At 64.4% G+C, this 16,532-nt stretch carries 18 protein-coding genes; 12 read left to right on the forward strand and 6 right to left on the reverse strand.

The window, feature by feature from the left end; all coding sequences use genetic code 11:
- Positions 1-2: 2 nt before the first annotated feature.
- Genes GB927_RS17465 through GB927_RS17475 form a run of 3 tightly spaced genes read left to right on the forward strand, consistent with a single transcriptional unit; the run spans position 3 to position 2,249 of the window.
- On the forward strand, positions 3-422 hold the full coding sequence (locus tag GB927_RS17465) for a hypothetical protein (RefSeq protein WP_256118473.1): 420 nt from the start codon (positions 3-5) through the stop codon (positions 420-422).
- Between the two features lie 11 nt (positions 423-433).
- Positions 434-1,732, forward strand: coding sequence for a glycolate oxidase subunit GlcF (gene glcF, locus GB927_RS17470; RefSeq protein WP_256118474.1), 1,299 nt, complete (start codon positions 434-436; stop codon positions 1,730-1,732).
- A 52-nt stretch (positions 1,733-1,784) separates the two neighbouring features.
- A complete protein-coding gene (locus GB927_RS17475) occupies positions 1,785-2,249 on the forward strand; it encodes a hypothetical protein (protein WP_256118475.1) in 465 nt (154 codons plus the stop codon).
- A gap of 54 nt (positions 2,250-2,303) precedes the next feature.
- Here GB927_RS17475 and GB927_RS17480 read toward each other — a convergent pair whose 3' ends face one another.
- Positions 2,304-3,014 carry a L,D-transpeptidase gene (locus tag GB927_RS17480; RefSeq protein WP_256118476.1) on the reverse strand — a complete coding sequence of 237 codons (711 nt, stop codon included), beginning with the start codon at positions 3,012-3,014 and terminating at the stop codon, positions 2,304-2,306.
- 199 nt (positions 3,015-3,213) lie between these two features.
- Positions 3,214-3,954: a L,D-transpeptidase gene (locus GB927_RS17485; RefSeq protein WP_256118477.1), complete on the reverse strand. Its 741-nt coding sequence runs from the start codon at positions 3,952-3,954 to the stop codon at positions 3,214-3,216.
- A gap of 220 nt (positions 3,955-4,174) precedes the next feature.
- On the opposite strand from GB927_RS17485, the gene GB927_RS17490 reads away from it, so the two are divergent.
- Positions 4,175-4,804 carry a DNA-3-methyladenine glycosylase I gene (locus GB927_RS17490; RefSeq protein WP_256118478.1) on the forward strand — a complete coding sequence of 210 codons (630 nt, stop codon included), beginning with the start codon at positions 4,175-4,177 and terminating at the stop codon, positions 4,802-4,804.
- Positions 4,805-4,962: 158 nt separating this feature from the next.
- Positions 4,963-5,184, forward strand: coding sequence for a hypothetical protein (locus GB927_RS17495; protein WP_256118479.1), 222 nt, complete (start codon positions 4,963-4,965; stop codon positions 5,182-5,184).
- A gap of 63 nt (positions 5,185-5,247) precedes the next feature.
- Here the strand turns inward: GB927_RS17495 and copM are convergent, their stop codons facing one another.
- The 3 genes from copM to GB927_RS17510 form a co-directional block, all read right to left on the reverse strand.
- Positions 5,248-5,628 (reverse strand): CopM family metallochaperone, encoded by a 381-nt coding sequence (gene copM, locus GB927_RS17500; RefSeq protein ID WP_256118480.1) that lies wholly within the window; start codon positions 5,626-5,628, stop codon positions 5,248-5,250.
- 69 nt (positions 5,629-5,697) lie between these two features.
- Positions 5,698-6,018, reverse strand: coding sequence for a hypothetical protein (locus GB927_RS17505; protein WP_256118481.1), 321 nt, complete (start codon positions 6,016-6,018; stop codon positions 5,698-5,700).
- A 39-nt stretch (positions 6,019-6,057) separates the two neighbouring features.
- Positions 6,058-6,480 (reverse strand): hypothetical protein, encoded by a 423-nt coding sequence (locus tag GB927_RS17510; RefSeq protein WP_256118482.1) that lies wholly within the window; start codon positions 6,478-6,480, stop codon positions 6,058-6,060.
- Between the two features lie 266 nt (positions 6,481-6,746).
- On the opposite strand from GB927_RS17510, the gene GB927_RS17515 reads away from it, so the two are divergent.
- From GB927_RS17515 to hisG, 4 genes are all read left to right on the forward strand, one after another.
- Positions 6,747-7,382: a helix-turn-helix domain-containing protein gene (locus GB927_RS17515; protein ID WP_256118483.1), complete on the forward strand. Its 636-nt coding sequence runs from the start codon at positions 6,747-6,749 to the stop codon at positions 7,380-7,382.
- A gap of 101 nt (positions 7,383-7,483) precedes the next feature.
- Positions 7,484-9,031, forward strand: a complete 1,548-nt coding sequence (gene hisS / locus GB927_RS17520; protein ID WP_256118484.1) for a histidine--tRNA ligase — start codon at positions 7,484-7,486, stop codon at positions 9,029-9,031.
- 199 nt (positions 9,032-9,230) lie between these two features.
- The gene (locus GB927_RS17525) at positions 9,231-10,364 is read left to right on the forward strand and encodes an ATP phosphoribosyltransferase regulatory subunit (RefSeq protein ID WP_256118485.1); all 1,134 of its coding nucleotides are present in this window, start codon (positions 9,231-9,233) and stop codon (positions 10,362-10,364) included.
- Positions 10,361-11,056, forward strand: coding sequence for an ATP phosphoribosyltransferase (hisG, locus tag GB927_RS17530; protein WP_256118486.1), 696 nt, complete (start codon positions 10,361-10,363; stop codon positions 11,054-11,056). Before GB927_RS17525 ends, hisG begins: the two co-directional genes overlap by 4 nt.
- A 3-nt stretch (positions 11,057-11,059) precedes the next feature.
- On the opposite strand, the gene GB927_RS17535 is transcribed toward hisG, so the two are convergent.
- Positions 11,060-11,428, reverse strand: coding sequence for a VOC family protein (locus GB927_RS17535; protein WP_256118487.1), 369 nt, complete (start codon positions 11,426-11,428; stop codon positions 11,060-11,062).
- A 95-nt stretch (positions 11,429-11,523) separates the two neighbouring features.
- Here GB927_RS17535 and GB927_RS17540 point away from each other — a divergent pair, with 95 nt between their 5' ends.
- The 3 genes from GB927_RS17540 (at position 11,524) to GB927_RS17550 (ending at position 16,526) form a co-directional block, all read left to right on the forward strand.
- Positions 11,524-12,231 (forward strand): glutathione binding-like protein, encoded by a 708-nt coding sequence (locus GB927_RS17540; protein ID WP_256118488.1) that lies wholly within the window; start codon positions 11,524-11,526, stop codon positions 12,229-12,231.
- Between the two features lie 91 nt (positions 12,232-12,322).
- Positions 12,323-13,540, forward strand: coding sequence for an NAD(P)/FAD-dependent oxidoreductase (locus GB927_RS17545; protein ID WP_256118489.1), 1,218 nt, complete (start codon positions 12,323-12,325; stop codon positions 13,538-13,540).
- 187 nt (positions 13,541-13,727) lie between these two features.
- Entirely contained in the window at positions 13,728-16,526 is a 2,799-nt protein-coding gene (locus tag GB927_RS17550; RefSeq protein WP_256118490.1) for a bifunctional diguanylate cyclase/phosphodiesterase, read from the forward strand.
- Positions 16,527-16,532: the final 6 nt, after the last annotated feature.

Here is a 16,532-nt window from a genome sequence, read left to right on the forward strand (position 1 = left end):
GGATGGGACGGCTGGCAGGCGATTCGATTGCGCGGCAGCAGAGGCGGACATGGAAGGAGCGCGTCCGGCAGGCGCGCGAGGACAAGGCCGCTTGGGGAAATCTTCCGGCTGCGCCGTTCGCCGTGCTCGGCGCGGCGCGGCGCCAGATGGCGCTGCTCTGGTGGCTGTGCGGCGACACCGGCCCGTCAGTGACCGTCGGCGCGCGAGGGATGCCGCCTTTGACGCCGGATATGCGCGTCCTGATCAGGAAGGGTTATCTCAAGCTGGCGCGCCACGGCAGCTACATGCCCGCCAATACCCTGCGGCGCGACAACGTGCTGACGATCACGCCGGCCGGACAACAGGCGCTGGCGGCCGCTCACGTCACCGAAGCCGAGAAGAACTACATCATCGCAGCCCGCAAGAACGGCATGCTGCGCTAGGGAGTATTGCCGTGCAGACCAATTTCACCGCCGAGCAGCTGGCCGATCCGCATGTCGCGACATCGGAAAAGATCCTGCGCAAATGCGTGCATTGCGGCTTCTGCACCGCCACCTGTCCGACCTATGTGACGCTCGGCAACGAACTCGATAGCCCGCGCGGCCGCATCTACCTCATCAAGGACATGCTGGAAAACGGCCGGCCGGCGGATGCCGAGGTGGTGACCCATATCGACCGTTGCCTCTCCTGCCTCGCCTGCACCACCACCTGTCCCTCCGGCGTCGACTACATGCATCTCGTCGATCACGCGCGCGTGCATATCGAGGAGACCTACAAGCGGCCGTTCTGGAACCGCCTGACGCGCAACGTCCTCGCCGCCGTGCTGCCCTATCCGGGCCGTTTCCGCCTGGCGCTGAAGGCCGCGGCCCTCGGCCGGCCTTTCGCGGGCCTCCTCAAGCGCGTCAAGGTGCTGGAACCCTTCGCCGCCATGCTGGAACTGGCGCCACGCACCCTGCCGAAAGCCTCCGACAGCGCCAAGCCCGGTACGCATCTCGCGGCAGGTGCGCGCCGTGGCCGGGTGGCGATCCTGTCGGGCTGCGCCCAGCCGGTGCTGAAGCCCGAGATCAACGAGGCGACGATCCGGCTGCTGACCCGCCTCGGCGTCGAGGTCGTGGCGCCGGCGGGTGAGGTATGCTGCGGCTCGCTCGTCCACCATATGGGCCGCGAGGCGCAGGCGCTGGAAGCCGCGCGGCGCAATGTCGACGTCTGGCTCGGCGAGGTCGAGAAGGGCGGGCTCGACGCCATCATCATCACGGCGTCCGGCTGCGGCACGACGATCAAGGACTACGGTTTCATGCTGCGCCTCGACCCCGCCTATGCGGACAAGGCCGCGCGTGTCTCTGCACTTGCCAAGGACGTCACGGAATATCTGTCGACCCTCGACTTGCCGCAGCAGGAGGCGCGGGGGCTGACCGTCGCCTATCATTCCGCCTGCTCCATGCAGCACGGCCAGAAGATCACCATGGCGCCGAAGACGCTGCTGAAGAAGGCCGGCTTTGTGGTGCGCGATCCGGCCGAGGGGCACCTCTGCTGCGGCTCGGCCGGCACCTACAACATCCTCCAGTCGGAAATCTCCGCCAAGCTGAAGGCGCGCAAGGTGAAGAACATCGAGGCGACGAAGGCCGATCTCATCGCCACCGGCAATATCGGCTGCATCACGCAGATCGCGACCGGCACGCCGATCCCGATCCTGCACACGGTGGAATTGCTTGACTGGGCCTATGGCGGGAAAAAGCCGGCCGTGCTTTCCTGATCCTGTCACGCGCGAAACAGCCGAACGTCAGGCAAACAGCTAGAGCAGCAGCGTGCAAACCCGTCCGGAGATCGCCATGCGCCGCTTCCTGCTTTCGCTCGCCGCCCTTGCGGCCCTGTCCTCGCCCGCCTTCGCCACCGGCGGCTTCAGCTGCGCGGTGAAGGACAAGAACCTCACGCTCGATGCGGAAGCCGGTTTCAGCTACAGCATCGGCGGCGGCCTCCTGAATTTTCGCGGCGCTTTCGAACTGCCGAAGAAGCTTGCGCCCAAGGGGCTGGAGCGGGTGACGCTCACGCCGTCGCATCTGGCGCACGACTGGCTCTACGATGGAGAGCTCCGCCTTCTCCTGCACGCGGAAACCGAAGGCGACCTACCGTTCGGCTCGGTCGATATCATCGTCAGGACGAAGATGACGGACGATGAGACCACCTATGACGGCGATTACAAGCTGATCCTCAACCGGGCGGACGCCGATAGCGTCGAGCGCACCGGCAAGGTTTCCTGCTCGGTCGGCTGAAACGACGATGCCGGCGCGAGGCCGGCATCGAGGTATTCAATCGGGGTGGCCAGATCAGCCGCCGAAGCCGAACAGGTTGCCGAAGAAATCGACGCCGCGGTCGTTGTAGCTGACGCTGCCCTGGCGGTTGCCGGGGCCGACGACGATGACCTTGGTGCCGATGTCGGCGCGGGCATAGAGATGCTCGACGTCCTTGTTCATCATGCGGATGCAGCCCGACGACATGTTCTGGCCGATCGTCCAGGGCTGGTTCGTGCCGTGGATGCGGAAGATCGTGTCGCGGCCGCCCTTGAAGAGGTAGAGCGCGCGTGCGCCGAGCGGGTTGTCCTCGCCGCCGGCCTGGGTGACGGGCAGGATGCGGCCCTTCTTGGCCTCGCGGCGGCGCATTTCGGCCGGCGGGGTCCAGCTCGGCCATTCGGCCTTGCGGCCGACCTTCACCACGCCCGACCAGCCGAAGCCGTCGCGGCCGACGCCGATGCCGTAGCGCGTCGCCTTGTTGTTGCCCTCGACATAGTAGAGGAACTTGTTGTTGGTATCGACGATCACGGTGCCGCGCGCCTGGTCGGTGACGAAGCGCACCTTGGTGCGCTTGAACTTCGCCGCGACCTGCTTCTTGCTCTGGTACTGTTGTACGAGCGTGACGTCCGACGTGGTCTCGACCTGGCCGCCTTGACGGGCGGCAGGGAAGGCGCCCGCCGAGGTGGCCGGCATGATCGCCGTGGCCGCGACGGCGGCCGCCAGCAAGATCGATGCGTATTTCCGCATGGTGTATTCCCTCTCAATCCTCAATTCCGAGAGGCTAGCCGAGTCCTGACCGAATTCAAGCCAGCCCACGCGCAGTAAGACGATTGTGAAGGCGGATTTCTTCGGGTTGTTGCACGAAGTGTTGCCATAAAAGCAAAGATCTCCGGCCGCGGGGCGACCGGAGATGCTCGATCGGCGTCTGTCTTTACGGCGGCTCGCCTCAGATCACGATGACCTTGGTGCCGACATTCACGCGCTCGTAGAGGTCGACGACGTCCTCGTTGCGCATGCGGATGCAGCCGGACGAGACCGCATAACCGATCGTCCAGGGCGCGTTGGTGCCGTGAATGCGGTAGAGCGTCGAGCCGAGATACATGGCGCGCGAGCCGAGCGGGTTTTCCGGGCCGCCTTCCATGAAGGCCGGCAGGTAGTGGCCCTTTTCCGCCTCGCGGGCGACCATTTCCTTCGGCGGCGTCCAGCTCGGCCATTCCGCCTTGCGGGTGATCGTGTGGGCGCCCGCCCATTCGAAGCCCGGCTTGCCGACGCCGACGCCGTAACGCCGCGCCTTGCCGTCGCCCATCACGAGGTAGAGGAAGCGGTTGTTGGTATCGATGACGATGGTGCCTGCCCTGTGCTCGCTCTCGTAGGAGACGACCTGCGGCAGGTACATCGGGTCGAACTTCGACTTGATCGGGTTCTTCGCATGCGTCGTTACCGAAGCCTGCTCGACGCGGGCGGCGCCATCACGGCGGATGACGCGGCGCTGCTGCACCTTCTGGCGCTGGAGGATGCGGCGCGTGTTGACGGCGGGCTGCACGCCTTCGCCGGTGAGCTGCATCACCCAGGGCGCGGTGAGATCGGGGCTGATGACGACCGGCGGGCGGCTCATGTACCGGTCGTTCGCCTGCGCCACCGTCGTGGTGCACAAAAGGGTCGCTGCAAGAAGGGTTCGTATCAACATCGGACGTACTCGCTACTGATCGTCGCCGGGATGCGCCGCCACGATTGAAGGATGCGGCGCCGGTTCGGAAAGAATGCTTGCACTGTCCGATGAAGCGAATGGTAAACGGCCGTTCATTCAATATGCACGATGCCGATAAAGCTTTGAGTAGGGTTATTGCCGGCTTTCCAAATGTGGTTGATGAGTGGTAAACCGGAACAAAAAGGAAACGGAGACGGCAATGACGGCACGGGGACTTGTGGAAGGCGACGACGGGCGCGTGCGCTGTGCGTGGCACGGCAATCTGGAGGACTATCGCCGCTACCATGACGGCGAATGGGGGCATCCGGTCGTAAGCGATCTGCGCCTCTTTGAGAAGATCTGCCTCGAAGGCTTTCAGTCGGGTCTCTCCTGGCTCACCATCCTGCGCAAGCGCGAGGCCTTCCGCGCCGCCTTTGCCGGCTTCGATTTCGACAAGGTCGCGGCGTTCGGCGAGGACGATATCGCCCGCTGCCTTGCCGATCCCGGCATCGTGCGCCACCGCGGCAAGATCGTCTCGACGATCAACAATGCGCGGCGCGCGCAGGCGCTGCGCGACGAGTTCGGCACGCTCGCCCGCTATTTCTGGAGTTTCGAGCCGGGGCCGGAGGAGCGGCCGGCGCTGGTGGACTGGGAGACGATCGCCGCCAACCCGACGACGCCCACCTCCGTGCGCCTGTCGAAGGACCTGAAGAAACGCGGCTGGACTTTCGTCGGCCCGACGACGGTCTACGCCTTCATGCAGGCGATGGGCCTCGTCAACGACCATATCGAGGGATGTTTCTGCCGCGCTGAAGTGGAAGCGGAGAGGAAAGGCCTTGAAAGGCCATAATTCCGGTATTGCCGTCACAAATATATCTTTGATTCTACAACGAATCATGTAGCTTATTATAAAGCGGCAAAATCATACATCGGTAGTCTGGGGTCGACGTGCGCGGGGGTAGTCGCGGCGTGCCGCTTTGTGCTGAATGATTTGGCATGAGGGGAAACATGACGCCAAACGCACCTGCATTCGATGAATCTCCACTTGAGGTCTGGGCCTGCGACAAGGCCCAGGAGATCATGCTCCGGGAAGGTTTTCGCCTCATCCGGTCGGCCCGCAACGGCAGCAACACCGAAATTCGCGAAACGAGCCTCCTGATGGCCCGCGTCATCGCGGCCTCGCTGGTCGAGGCCTCGGCGGCCCACCGGGCACAGCCGGCCGGCGAATAGGCATTTGGAAGGCCCGCCGGGCAGCCGGCGGGCCTCCTGTTTTGCTTCTTTACTTGGCGTTGATTACTGGGCGTTCTGCGTCAGCCACTCCTGCATCATCTTGATCTCGCCTTCCTGGGCGGTGATGATGTCTTCCGCGACCTGTCGCATCCCTTCATCCTTGCCATATTCCAGCTCGATCTTCGCCATGTCGATGGCGCCCTGGTGATGGGCGATCATGCCGCGCACGAAGTCCACATCGGCATTGCCGGTGAACTCGATGTCCATGCCCGCATGCATTTTCGCATTGGCCTCGACGAAAGCCTTGCTGGGCGCGCTCTGGTCGCCCTTGGGGCCGCTCATCGTCATGGCCTGATGGGCGGAATGGTCGACCTCCTGGGCGAAGGCGGGCAGGGTGAAGGCGAGCGCCAGCGCTGCGCCGAAAAACAGGGTTTTTGCGTTCATTGTCTTTTCCAGTTCTGAAAACGGTTGATGGCCGGGTGCTAGGCACCCGGTTGTTCACTCAAGCGTCGTTCAGGCCCGGGGAGGCGGATCGAGCGGGGGAAGCGCCAGGCCGGCAAGCTGCGGCGTGGCGGCGGAGACGCGGCCCGAAATGTCGAGCGTGCGGTTCATCGGTTCCAGCCGCGCGGCCTCGATCGCGAAACAGGCGGAACAGGCAAGCGGATGGGCGGCGGGTTTCGCCTTGCCGTGCTCGCTGCCGCCGTCGTCTCCGGCCATCTGGTGCATCGCATGCATGCCGGCCGTTTGCCCGGCATTCAGCGTCGCCGCGACCACCGGCACCCAGCCGGAAAGAACGGCGCCCAGAATGGCGAAGACGAACAGGATCTGTCTCATGCTCCGAGAGATAGGCGCTTGCAGCGGAAAAGAAAAGGGTCAGTTCAGCCTGCCGCGCCGATCCGGCACCGTCTCCATGCAGACGCGGGCGATGGCGAAGGTGCCGTGGATCGTGCCGTCGGAGCCGTCGATCGTCTCCGACTGGCCGAAACAGAAGACCGGCCGATGCAGGCCCGGCCCCGGCCGGATGGTCGTGGAGAAGCTGAAGGTGGTGGAGGAGGTCGCCGCATCCTCCAGCGCCTGCAACACCTTCTGCCAGTCGGCCGGGTCGTAGAGGTGGATGAGGTCCATGATGCCGCAGGGCGTGCTGGCCGTGCCGTGCAGGCTTGCCGCCTGCGGCCCCAGCCACACGAGGCCCGTCGCCAGTTCCGCGCTCCATTCCTCGCAGACGAAGAGATTTTCCAACTCGCGCGGATCGATACCGATGAACTGCGCCACGGTGGCGAGACGGTTGGATGTCATTGTCGATTTCAATGCCATTCGGTGGTGTCCGAGAGCGTTCGACCAACCCTGCCCGGCACGGTCGCGGCGCGTAAATTATCAGCCATTTTCGGCTGTCGCCAATCGGTAAAAGTACGGGTTTACGTTCCCGCTTATCCAAGTACAGCTACCCAAGGTTAGCTGAGCTCAAAGGTAGCCGACATCGAGGGCGGCTGAAAGCGAGGCAACTGGTCGTTTACTCGACCACAGGGCGTGGAACTGAATTTTCTCACTCCGCAGGGTTGAATTTGCCCCATTTCGTCCTCACCACCGGTCATGACCTCGTCGACCAGCTCCGGGCCTACCGCCTCAAGGTCGGGCTGACGCAGGACGACATCGCCTGGAAACTCGGCTTTTCCCCCACCACCGTCTCGCGCTGGGAGCGCGGCGTCGCGGCACCCGACCTGCGCGCCACCGGCGCCATCGTCGATTTCCTGCGCCGCGCCGATGCGCAGACCGAACGGCGCCTGCTGAAGGCGATCCTGACCGCGCGCGATAGCCGCAATCTCTGGGAAGGCCGCGACATCCGCTATCTCGGCGGCTCGCAGCAGGAATATCGCGAGAGCCCGGAAATGCGCGCCGTCGTCGGCACCAGCATCCGCGGCTACCTCACCGGCCATTATCGCGATTGCCTGGAAGACAAGGCGCTCGTCGCAAGCCTCTATGCCCGCGAGATCGCCAGCATCCAGATCTACGGCGGCACCGCGCTATCGACGACGTCGATCCCGGACGGCACCGTGCAGATGAAGCGGCTCTCCTTCCAGTCGGAGATGCGCGGCATCATCCGCGGCGATACCCATTCGGTGCTCATTCCCGCCACGGAAGCCCCGACCGCTTCCGCCGTCATCGTGCACAGCTGGGATACGCTGCTGCTCCGGCCCTGATACTGGGCCGCGCTTATATCGGCCGTGATCTCGCCCTTGCCGCTGCCCGTCCAATCCGCTAGGGAAACCGCAACGGAAATACAGGAATTTCGGGTATCCCGATGAGCGAAAAGCAGAAAAAACCGCAGAAGCTGAAAGCCCGCCTGCCGCGCGGCTTCGTCGATCGTGATGCCGCGGATATCCGCGCCGTCAACGAGATGACCGCGAAGATCCGCGAGGTCTACGAGCATTACGGCTTCGATCCGGTGGAAACGCCGCTTTTCGAATATACCGACGCGCTCGGAAAGTTCCTGCCGGATGCCGACCGCCCGAACGAGGGCGTCTTCTCGCTGCAGGACGACGACGAGCAGTGGATGAGCCTGCGCTACGACCTGACGGCGCCGCTCGCCCGCCATGTCGCGGAAAACTTCAACGAGATCCAGCTCCCCTACCGCACCTATCGCGCCGGCTACGTCTTCCGCAACGAGAAGCCCGGCCCGGGCCGCTTCCGCCAGTTCATGCAGTTCGACGCCGACACGGTGGGCGCTGCCGGCGTGCAGGCGGATGCCGAAATGTGCATGATGATGGCCGACACGATGGAAGCCCTCGGCATCGCCCGCGGCGACTACGTCATCCGGGTGAACAACCGCAAGGTTCTGGACGGCGTGCTGGAAGCGATCGGGCTTGGCGGCGAGGACAAGGCGGGCGCCCGCCTCAACGTGCTGCGTGCCATCGACAAATTCGACAAATTCGGGACCGAGGGGGTAACATCGCTGCTTGGTGCTGGCCGCAAGGACGAGTCTGGCGACTTCACGAAGGGCGCAGGGCTCAGTGCGGAGCAAATCGAAAGAGTTCTTCTGCTCTTTGCAATCAGTGGGGCCGGCAATGATGCTGCGAATGCGCTCTCTGTCGGTGCGCTGCGGCTGCAGAAGCTCGAAGAGGCTTTTGTAGACAGCGAAATAGTGCAGGCTGGCGTTCAGGAATTGAAGCAAATCCGCTCTCTTTGCAGAAGCGGTGGTTACGACGACAGTCAAATATTAATAGATACGTCCGTCGTTCGCGGCCTCGAATATTACACCGGCCCCGTCTTCGAAGCCGAGTTGCAGTTCGCCGTCACCAACGAGAAGGGCGAAAAGGTCGTCTTCGGTTCGGTCGGCGGTGGCGGGCGGTATGATGGTCTCGTCTCGCGCTTCATGGGCCAGCCGGTGCCGGCGACGGGCTTTTCCATCGGCGTCTCGCGCCTGATGACGGCGCTGAAGAACCTCGGCAAGCTCGGCCAGAACGAAGTGGTCGCCCCCGTGCTCGTCACCGTCATGGACGGCGATATCGAGAGCATGGGTCGCTATCAGCGCTTCACGCAGGAACTGCGCAAGGCCGGTATTCGCGCCGAAATGTACCAGGGTAACTGGAAGAAGTTCGGCAACCAGCTGAAATATGCCGACCGCCGCGGCGCCCCCGTCGCCATCATCCAGGGCGGCGACGAGCGCGCCGAAGGCCTCGTGCAGATCAAGGACCTCATCGAGGGCAAGCGCCTTTCCGGCGAGATCGAGGACAACACCTCCTGGCGCGAGGCCCGCGTGGCGCAGGTTTCCGTGCCGGAAGCCGAACTCGTCGCAAAGGTCCGCGAAATCCTCGAAGCGCAGGCCGAAGACCGGGCACGGGCTGGCTGACGGCGATGGGTATAGTGCTGCAAGACCCCCTCATCCGCCTACCGGCACCTTCTCCCCGCTGGGGAGAAGGGGAGGATCGCGGACTTCTCGTTTCCCCTTCTCCCCAGTGGGGAGAAGGTGGCCCGAAGGGTGGGATGAGGGGGTCTTGCCGCCGGCAGGACAGAGGGGGGTATGCATCCCCGCGGCCGGAGCGACTGCCATGCCCCTGATCAACCTGCCCGCCTTCGCGCCCGACCTCATCGCCGATCTGGAAAACCTCCACACGGAGCGCGTCGATACGCCGGTCATCCAGCCGGCAGAACCCTTCCTCGACATGGCGGGCGAGGATCTGCGGCGGCGCATCTTCATGACGGAGAGCGAGACGGGCAAGAGCCTGTGCCTGCGCCCCGAATTCACCATTCCCGTCTGCCTGCGCCACATCGAGACGGCGACCGGCACGCCGAAGCGCTACGCCTATCTCGGTGAGGTCTTCCGCCAGCGCCGCGAGGGCTCGAACGAGTTCTACCAGGCGGGCATCGAAGACCTCGGCGAACAGGATGTCGCCCGCGCCGATGCGCGCGCGGTCTGCGATGCGCTTTCCGTGCTGAAGAACCGCCTGCCGGGCGTCGGCCTTTCGGTCGTGCTCGGCGACCAGTCGGTGTTTGAGGCGGTCGTTGCCGCCTGCGGCCTGCCGGCCGGCTGGCAGAAGCGGCTGGTGCATGCCTTCGGCAACCAGGCGCAATTGCAGAAGCTGATGGCCGATCTGTCCGATCCCGCCCCCTCCGGCGTCTTCGGCCCTGAGGTCGAGCGCCTCGCCATTCTGGGAAAACTCGACGACGAGGCGACGCTGGTCGCCCATATCGACCAGACCATGGAAGCGACCGGCTATTCCACCAATGCCAGCCGCAGCCCCGCCGATATCGCAAGGCGGCTGCGCGAAAAAATGGAACTCGCCAACACGCGGCTCGACCACCGCACGCTGGCGCTGCTCAAGGAGTTCCTGGCCCTCGAACTCAGCCTTGCGGAAGCGCCCCAGGCACTCGCCGCCTTCGCGCAAAAGGCCGGCCTTTCGCTCGGCGAGGCACTGGCCCGTTTCGAAAGCCGCGTGGCGGCCCTGCGCGATATCGGCGTCGACCCGGCTGATATCACCTATCGCGCCGCCTTCGGCCGCCCGCTTGATTATTACACCGGCCTCGTCTTCGAGATCACGCCGGACGGCGACGCGCTGGTGCTCGCCGGCGGCGGCCGTTTCGACCGGCTGCTGACGCTGCTCGGCGCGAAGGAGCGCATTCCGGCGGTCGGCTTCTCGCTCTGGCTCGACCGGATCGCGAGCGTGAAGGGAGCCGCCGCATGACTATCACCATCGGCCTGCCCTCCAAGGGCCGTATGAAGGAGGATTCCTCCGCCGTGCTCGCCCGCGCCGGCTTTTCCGTCGTCGCCGTCGGCAACGATCGCTCCTATCGCGGCCGCGTCGAGGGGCGCGACGATATCGAAATCGCCTTCCTGTCGGCCTCCGAAATCTCCCGCGAGATCGCCAACGGCACCGTCGACTTCGGCGTGACCGGCGAGGACCTCGTGCGCGAGGGACTGGCGGAGGCGGATGCCCGCGTCGAATTCTGCGCCCGCCTCGGTTTCGGCCATGCGGATGTCGTGGTCGCCGTGCCGGAAATCTGGCTCGATGTCGATACCATGGCCGATCTCGGCGATGTCGCCGCGGATTTCCGCGCCCGCCACCGCCGCAGGCTCACCATCGCCACGAAATACTGGCGGCTGACCCAGCAGTTCTTCTCCGGCAACCACGGCATCCAGCTCTACCGCATTGTCGAAAGCCTTGGTGCCACGGAAGGCGCGCCGGCTTCCGGCTCCGCCGATATCATCGTCGACATTACCTCCACCGGCTCGACGCTCCACGCCAACCACCTGAAGATCCTCTCGGATGGCGTGATCCTGAAGTCCGAAGCCTGCCTCGTGCGCGCCCGCAAGCCGGAGCACGAGGGCAATGCGGTGGTGGCGGAAATCATCGAGGCGGTGCGCAAGGCGCTGTGAGCTTCACGGCGCCGGGCTGCACATTTGCAGCCGATTGCCGAACGGATCGTAGAAGCTTGCAAAGGTGACGAAGCCGGGAAAATCCTGCGCATCGTCACACCGTACGCCTCGGCTCCGCAAGACCTCCACCGCCACCCGGCAATCCGCGACATTCAAGACGATGGTCGTGCCGAAGCCGGGCTGCCAGCCCTCTTCAGCCAGAGTGAGCGAAAGATTGCCGCTCGCAGCGCCGGTCGAGAATTCGATCCACCCGGCATCCGGCAGGTCGAAGGATGGCTCTCCGAGCCCTAGCGTATCGCGATAGAAGTTGCGGGCCGCGTCAAGGTCGGTCACGGAAACGGAAACGACATTGATGCCCTGAAAGATCGTCATGCGCCCTCCGTTTTCCCGTTGAAATGTTTCGGCCCGACCCTCACAAACCCTGTTTGAGTGTCCTATCTAAAAGCTCCCATCGCAAGGAGTCCTCCATGGCAGATCTGTCGTCCTTCCCCATCACCAAAAAGTGGCCCGCCAAGAACCCCGATATCATCCAGCTCTATTCGCTGCCGACGCCGAATGGCGTGAAGGTGTCGATCGCGCTGGAAGAACTCGGCCTCGCCTATGAGCCGCACCGCATCGAGTTCGGGCCTGATGGCGTGAAGTCGCCGGAATTCATCTCGCTCAACCCGAACGGCCGCATCCCGGCGATCATCGATCCGAACGGCCCCGGCGGCAAGCCGATCGGCCTTTTCGAATCGGGCGCCATCCTCGTGTACCTCGCGGAAAAGACGGGAAAACTCATCCCCGCCGATCCGGCGTTGCGCTACGAGACGCTGAGCTGGGTGATGTTCCAGATGAGCGGCGTCGGGCCTATGCTCGGCCAATTCGGCCATTTCTACAAATTCGCCGCCGACAAGGTCGCCAACAATTCCTATCCGACGGAGCGTTACCGGGACGAATCGAAGCGCCTGCTCTCGGTGCTGGAGGACCGGCTGAAAGATCGTCCGTGGATCATGGGCGATGAATATACCATCGCCGACATCACGACCTATCCGTGGGTGCGCGGCGCGGATATTTTCTATGGCGGCCGCGAGGCGCTCGACTATGCGAGCTTCCCGTCCGTCGTGGACTGGGTGGAGCGCGCCTCGGCCCGCCCGGCGGCCCAGAAGGGCTTCGATATTCCGGCAAAAGCCTGACGCAAACGAAAAATCCGGCGGCGCGGCGACGAGTTGACGCCGCCCGCCGGAGCGCGCTACCTGTCGGTAAAACCAAAGACGGGGAAACATCGTGACGGGAAGACTGGTTGTTGTGGGTGGCGGTCAGGCCGCATTTGCCCTCGTTGCCAAATTGCGCGCATTGAAGGACGAACGGCCGATCACGATCATCGCCGCCGAGGCGAGCCACCCCTACCAACGACCGCCGCTCTCGAAAAAATACCTGCTCGGCGAGGCCGATCTCGAACGCCTGAAGTTCCGCCCGGAAAGCTGGTATGCGGACAACAATGTTGACATCCGCCTGTCGACCGAGGTCACCGCCATCGACCGTTCGGCCAAGAGCGTGACGCTCAGCGACGGCTCGACATTGCACTATGCCTATCTGGCACTCGCAACCGGTGCGACGCCGCGCCGCCTGCCGGCCGAGATCGGCGGCGACCTCGACGGCGTGTTCACGGTGCGTGACTACCGCGATGCCGACCGCCTTGGCGTCGAAATGCAGGAAGGCCGCCGCGCGCTCGTCGTCGGCGGCGGTTATATCGGTCTGGAGGCCGCGGCCGTCGCGCGGGGCAGGGGGCTGCACGTCACTGTCATCGAAATGGCCGACCGCATTCTCGCCCGCGTCGCTTCGCCCGCCACTGCCACCATCCTCAAGGCCATCCACACTGCGCGCGGCGTTGACGTGCGCGAAAAGACCGGCCTCGTGAGCCTCTTGGGAGAGAATGGCCGCGTCACCGGCGCGGAACTCTCCGACGGCTTCGTGCTGCCGGTCGACGTGGTGATCGCCGGCATCGGCGTGGCGGCGAATGATGGGCTCGCGCGCGATGCGGGTCTTGAGGTCACTAACGGCATCGTTGTCGATGCCCATGCCCGCACGTCCGATCCCGCGGTCTTCGCCATGGGCGACTGTGCCGTTCTGCCCTTCGAGGGTAATCGCGTGCGGCTGGAATCCGTACAGAATGCCGTCGACCAGGCGGAAGCGGCGGCTGCCGTCATCGCCGGCGGCGATGCGCCCTATGAGCCGAAACCCTGGTTCTGGTCCGACCAGTATGACGTGAAATTGCAGATCGCCGGCTTCTGCATGGGCTTCGACGATACGTTCGTGCGCCCCGGACAGCGCGAAGGCAGCGTCTCCGTCTGGTATTTCCGCGAAGGCCGGCTGATCGCGGTGGACGCGGTCAACGATGCAAAGGCCTATGTGGTCGGCAAGAAGCTGATCGAGATGGGCCGCACGCCCGCGCGGGAAGCACTGGAGGACCCAGCGACGGACCTCAAGGCCCTGACGCTCTGAAAGGTGTATAGCCCGAAGGTTGAGCTGCATTTTCGTCGCTGAATGAAACAGTTGTACTGTTTTGATCTTTGTTAAGTATGAACTGATGCGAAATATAGCGGTTCGGCGTTAAGCTTTCTGAATTCACTGATTTTTTAGGGTTCTCCGGCTGAGTGGGGCCACTTCGCTCCCACTCCGGTGCCCCTTCATGCTTCGTATCCTGACCTGCATTGCCGTCGAGCACGACCTCCGCCTCGTGCTGCTCGCGGCGTTCATATGCTTCCTGTCCTGCTATGTCGCGGTCTCGCTGACGCAAAGGGCACAGGTCTCCGACGGGAAGGCGCGCGGCCTCTGGCTCGGTGCCGCCGGCACATCGAGCGGCTTCGGCATCTGGGCCACCCACTTCATCGCCATGCTGGCCTACGATCCCGGCGTCGCCATGGGCTTCGACATGGAGCCGACGCTGCTGTCGCTGGCCGTCGCGATCGTCGTCACGACGATCGGGCTGGCGCTCGCAAGCTACGTTCCCGGTCGCAGCGCGGTCGTGGCGGGCGGCCTGCTGCTCGGCGCGGGCATCACCTCCATGCACTATATCGGCATGTCGGCGCTGGAGCTTCCGGGCCGCATCGTCTGGGACAATGTCTATGTAGCGGCCTCCGTCGTCTGCGCCGGTCTCTTCGGCATGCTGGCGCTCGATGTCTGCATGCGCCCGCAGCTTGGCGCACGGGGTCGCGCCCTTGCCACCGTGCTGATGGCGCTCGGCGTCGTCTCGCTCCATTTCACCGCAATGGCGGCCGTGATGATCGAGCCGGGCCTGATGCCGGTCAGCGACGACACGCTGATCTCCACCAGCCTGATGGTGCCGCTGATTGCCGTCGTCGCCTTCTCGTTGCTCTTCGCAGGGCTGACGGCCGCCGTCTTCGCCAGGCAGTCGGAGCTTGCCGCCAGCGAGAGCACACGCCAGTTCGCCATGCTCGTGCAGGGCGTCAAGGATTACGCCATCTACATGCTCGACCCGGAAGGCCGGGTCGCCAACTGGAACGCGGGCGCCGAGCGCAGCAAGGGCTACAAGGCCCATGAGATCGTCGGTCAGCACTTCTCGCATTTCTACAGCGAGGAGGACCGCGCGGCCGGCCTGCCCGAGCGCGCGCTGGCGCTTGCGCGCGCGGAAGGCAAATACGAGAGCGAGGGCTGGCGCTACAAGAAGGACGGCGGCCGCTTCTGGGCGAATGTCGTCATCGATCCGATTTACGATGCCGGCGGCGTACTCGTCGGCTACGCCAAGATTACCAAGGACGTCACGAAGGAAAAGGCCGACGCCGACCGGCTCGCTGCCGTGACGAAGAACCTCGACCTCGCGCTCGAAAACATGTCGCAGGGCCTCTGCCTGTTCGACAAGGACGAACGCCTGCTCATCGCCAACAAGCGCTACAGCGAGATCTTCGGCTTCCCGGAAGGCCGCATCCAGCCCGGCATGACGCTGCGCGAGATCGTCGACCAGGGCGTCACCCACCTGTTTTCCGATCCGGATGTGCGCCAGGCGAAGGCACGGGACGTCTATGCGCGTCGCCGCGCTGCGATTCTCGCGAACGACGGCGGCGCGATGGTCGAGAAGCTACCGAACGGCACCTCGGTGCAACTACGCTACCGCACGCTGCCTGACGGCGCCTGGGTTGCGACCTATGAGGATATTTCCGAGCGCCTGCGCTCCGAGGAGCAGATCTCCTTCCTCGCCCGCCACGATGGACTGACCGGCCTGCCGAACCGTGCGAGCTTCAACAACCGTCTCGAAGCCGACCTCGATGCCGCCCGCCTCTCCGGCGGCAAGGTCGCAGCAATCGGCATCGACCTCGACAAGTTCAAGGAAATCAACGACACGCGCGGTCACGCGGCGGGCGACGAAGTGCTCACCACGCTGTCGAAGCGCATGCAGGCCTGCCTGGAGGCCGACGAGACGGTCGCCCGCTTCGGCGGGGACGAATTCGCCGCCGCCAAGCGTTTTTCGGACGTGGCTGACCTCACCGACTTCATCCAGCGTCTGGAGAACTGCCTTAACGCGGAGATCCGCATCGACGGCTACGATATCAAGCCGGGCGCCAGCCTTGGCGTCGCGATCTACCCGCAGGATGCCGACACGGTCGAAGCGCTCATCAACAATGCCGACCTTGCCATGTACCGCGCCAAGGATGCGCTGACCCAGACGGTCTGCTTCTACGAGGTCTCGATGGACGAGGCCGCCCGCAGCCGCCGCCTCATCGCCAACGACCTCTGGCAGGCCGTGGAGCGCAAAGAACTGCAACTGCACTACCAGGTCCAGAAAGCTGTTACCTCCGGCGAGACGATCGGCTACGAGGTGCTGCTGCGCTGGCACCATCCGCTGCGCGGCAAGATCCCTCCGGGCGATTTCATCCCGATTGCCGAGGAGTGCGGCGCCATCCTGCCGATCGGTGAATGGGTTCTGCGCGAGGCATGCCGCGAGGCTGCAACATGGAACAACGACCACAAGATCGCCGTCAACCTGTCGCCGATCCAGCTTGGAAATGCCGATGTCGCGGACCTCGTGCACCGGGTGCTCCTGGAAACGGGCCTCAACCCCCGCCGGCTGGAGCTCGAAATCACCGAATCGACCATCATCGCCGACAAGGAGCGGGCGCTCCAGACGCTGCGCCGCATCAAGGCCTTCGGCGTCACCATCGCCATCGACGATTTCGGCACCGGCTATTCGTCGCTGGAAACGCTGCGCGCCTTCCCCTTCGACAAGATCAAGCTTGACCGCAGCTTCATGAGCGAGGTGGAGGCAAGCCCGGAGGCCAAGGCCATCATCCGCGCCATCCTGGCGCTCGGCCAGACGCTGCGCGTGCCGGTCCTGGCGGAGGGCGTGGAGACGAGCAACCAGCTTGCCATCCTGCTCGACGAGGGTTGCGACGAGGCGCAGGGCTATTTCCTGGGTCGCCCGATGCCGGTGGAAAGCATCCGTACCAGCGTCGAGGCCAGCAAGGCCGCCTGAAGCGGC

Origin of the sequence: Shinella lacus, from assembly GCF_010994755.1 — a bacterium.
GTDB lineage: Bacteria > Pseudomonadota > Alphaproteobacteria > Rhizobiales > Rhizobiaceae > Shinella > Shinella lacus.

Excerpts from the sequence above, each read along its gene's own strand:
- GB927_RS17465 (WP_256118473.1), top strand. The coding sequence starts at position 3 with ATGGGACGGCTGGCAGGCGATTCGATTGCGCGGCAGCAGAGGCGGACA.
- GB927_RS17480 (WP_256118476.1), bottom strand. The coding sequence starts at position 3,014 with ATGCGGAAATACGCATCGATCTTGCTGGCGGCCGCCGTCGCGGCCACG.
- GB927_RS17485 (WP_256118477.1), bottom strand. The coding sequence starts at position 3,954 with ATGTTGATACGAACCCTTCTTGCAGCGACCCTTTTGTGCACCACGACG.
- GB927_RS17490 (WP_256118478.1), top strand. The coding sequence starts at position 4,175 with ATGACGGCACGGGGACTTGTGGAAGGCGACGACGGGCGCGTGCGCTGT.
- GB927_RS17495 (WP_256118479.1), top strand. The coding sequence starts at position 4,963 with ATGACGCCAAACGCACCTGCATTCGATGAATCTCCACTTGAGGTCTGG.
- copM (WP_256118480.1), bottom strand. The coding sequence starts at position 5,628 with ATGAACGCAAAAACCCTGTTTTTCGGCGCAGCGCTGGCGCTCGCCTTC.
- GB927_RS17505 (WP_256118481.1), bottom strand. The coding sequence starts at position 6,018 with ATGAGACAGATCCTGTTCGTCTTCGCCATTCTGGGCGCCGTTCTTTCC.
- GB927_RS17510 (WP_256118482.1), bottom strand. The coding sequence starts at position 6,480 with ATGACATCCAACCGTCTCGCCACCGTGGCGCAGTTCATCGGTATCGAT.
- hisS (WP_256118484.1), top strand. The coding sequence starts at position 7,484 with ATGAGCGAAAAGCAGAAAAAACCGCAGAAGCTGAAAGCCCGCCTGCCG.
- GB927_RS17525 (WP_256118485.1), top strand. The coding sequence starts at position 9,231 with ATGCCCCTGATCAACCTGCCCGCCTTCGCGCCCGACCTCATCGCCGAT.
- hisG (WP_256118486.1), top strand. The coding sequence starts at position 10,361 with ATGACTATCACCATCGGCCTGCCCTCCAAGGGCCGTATGAAGGAGGAT.
- GB927_RS17535 (WP_256118487.1), bottom strand. The coding sequence starts at position 11,428 with ATGACGATCTTTCAGGGCATCAATGTCGTTTCCGTTTCCGTGACCGAC.
- GB927_RS17540 (WP_256118488.1), top strand. The coding sequence starts at position 11,524 with ATGGCAGATCTGTCGTCCTTCCCCATCACCAAAAAGTGGCCCGCCAAG.
- GB927_RS17550 (WP_256118490.1), top strand. The coding sequence starts at position 13,728 with ATGCTTCGTATCCTGACCTGCATTGCCGTCGAGCACGACCTCCGCCTC.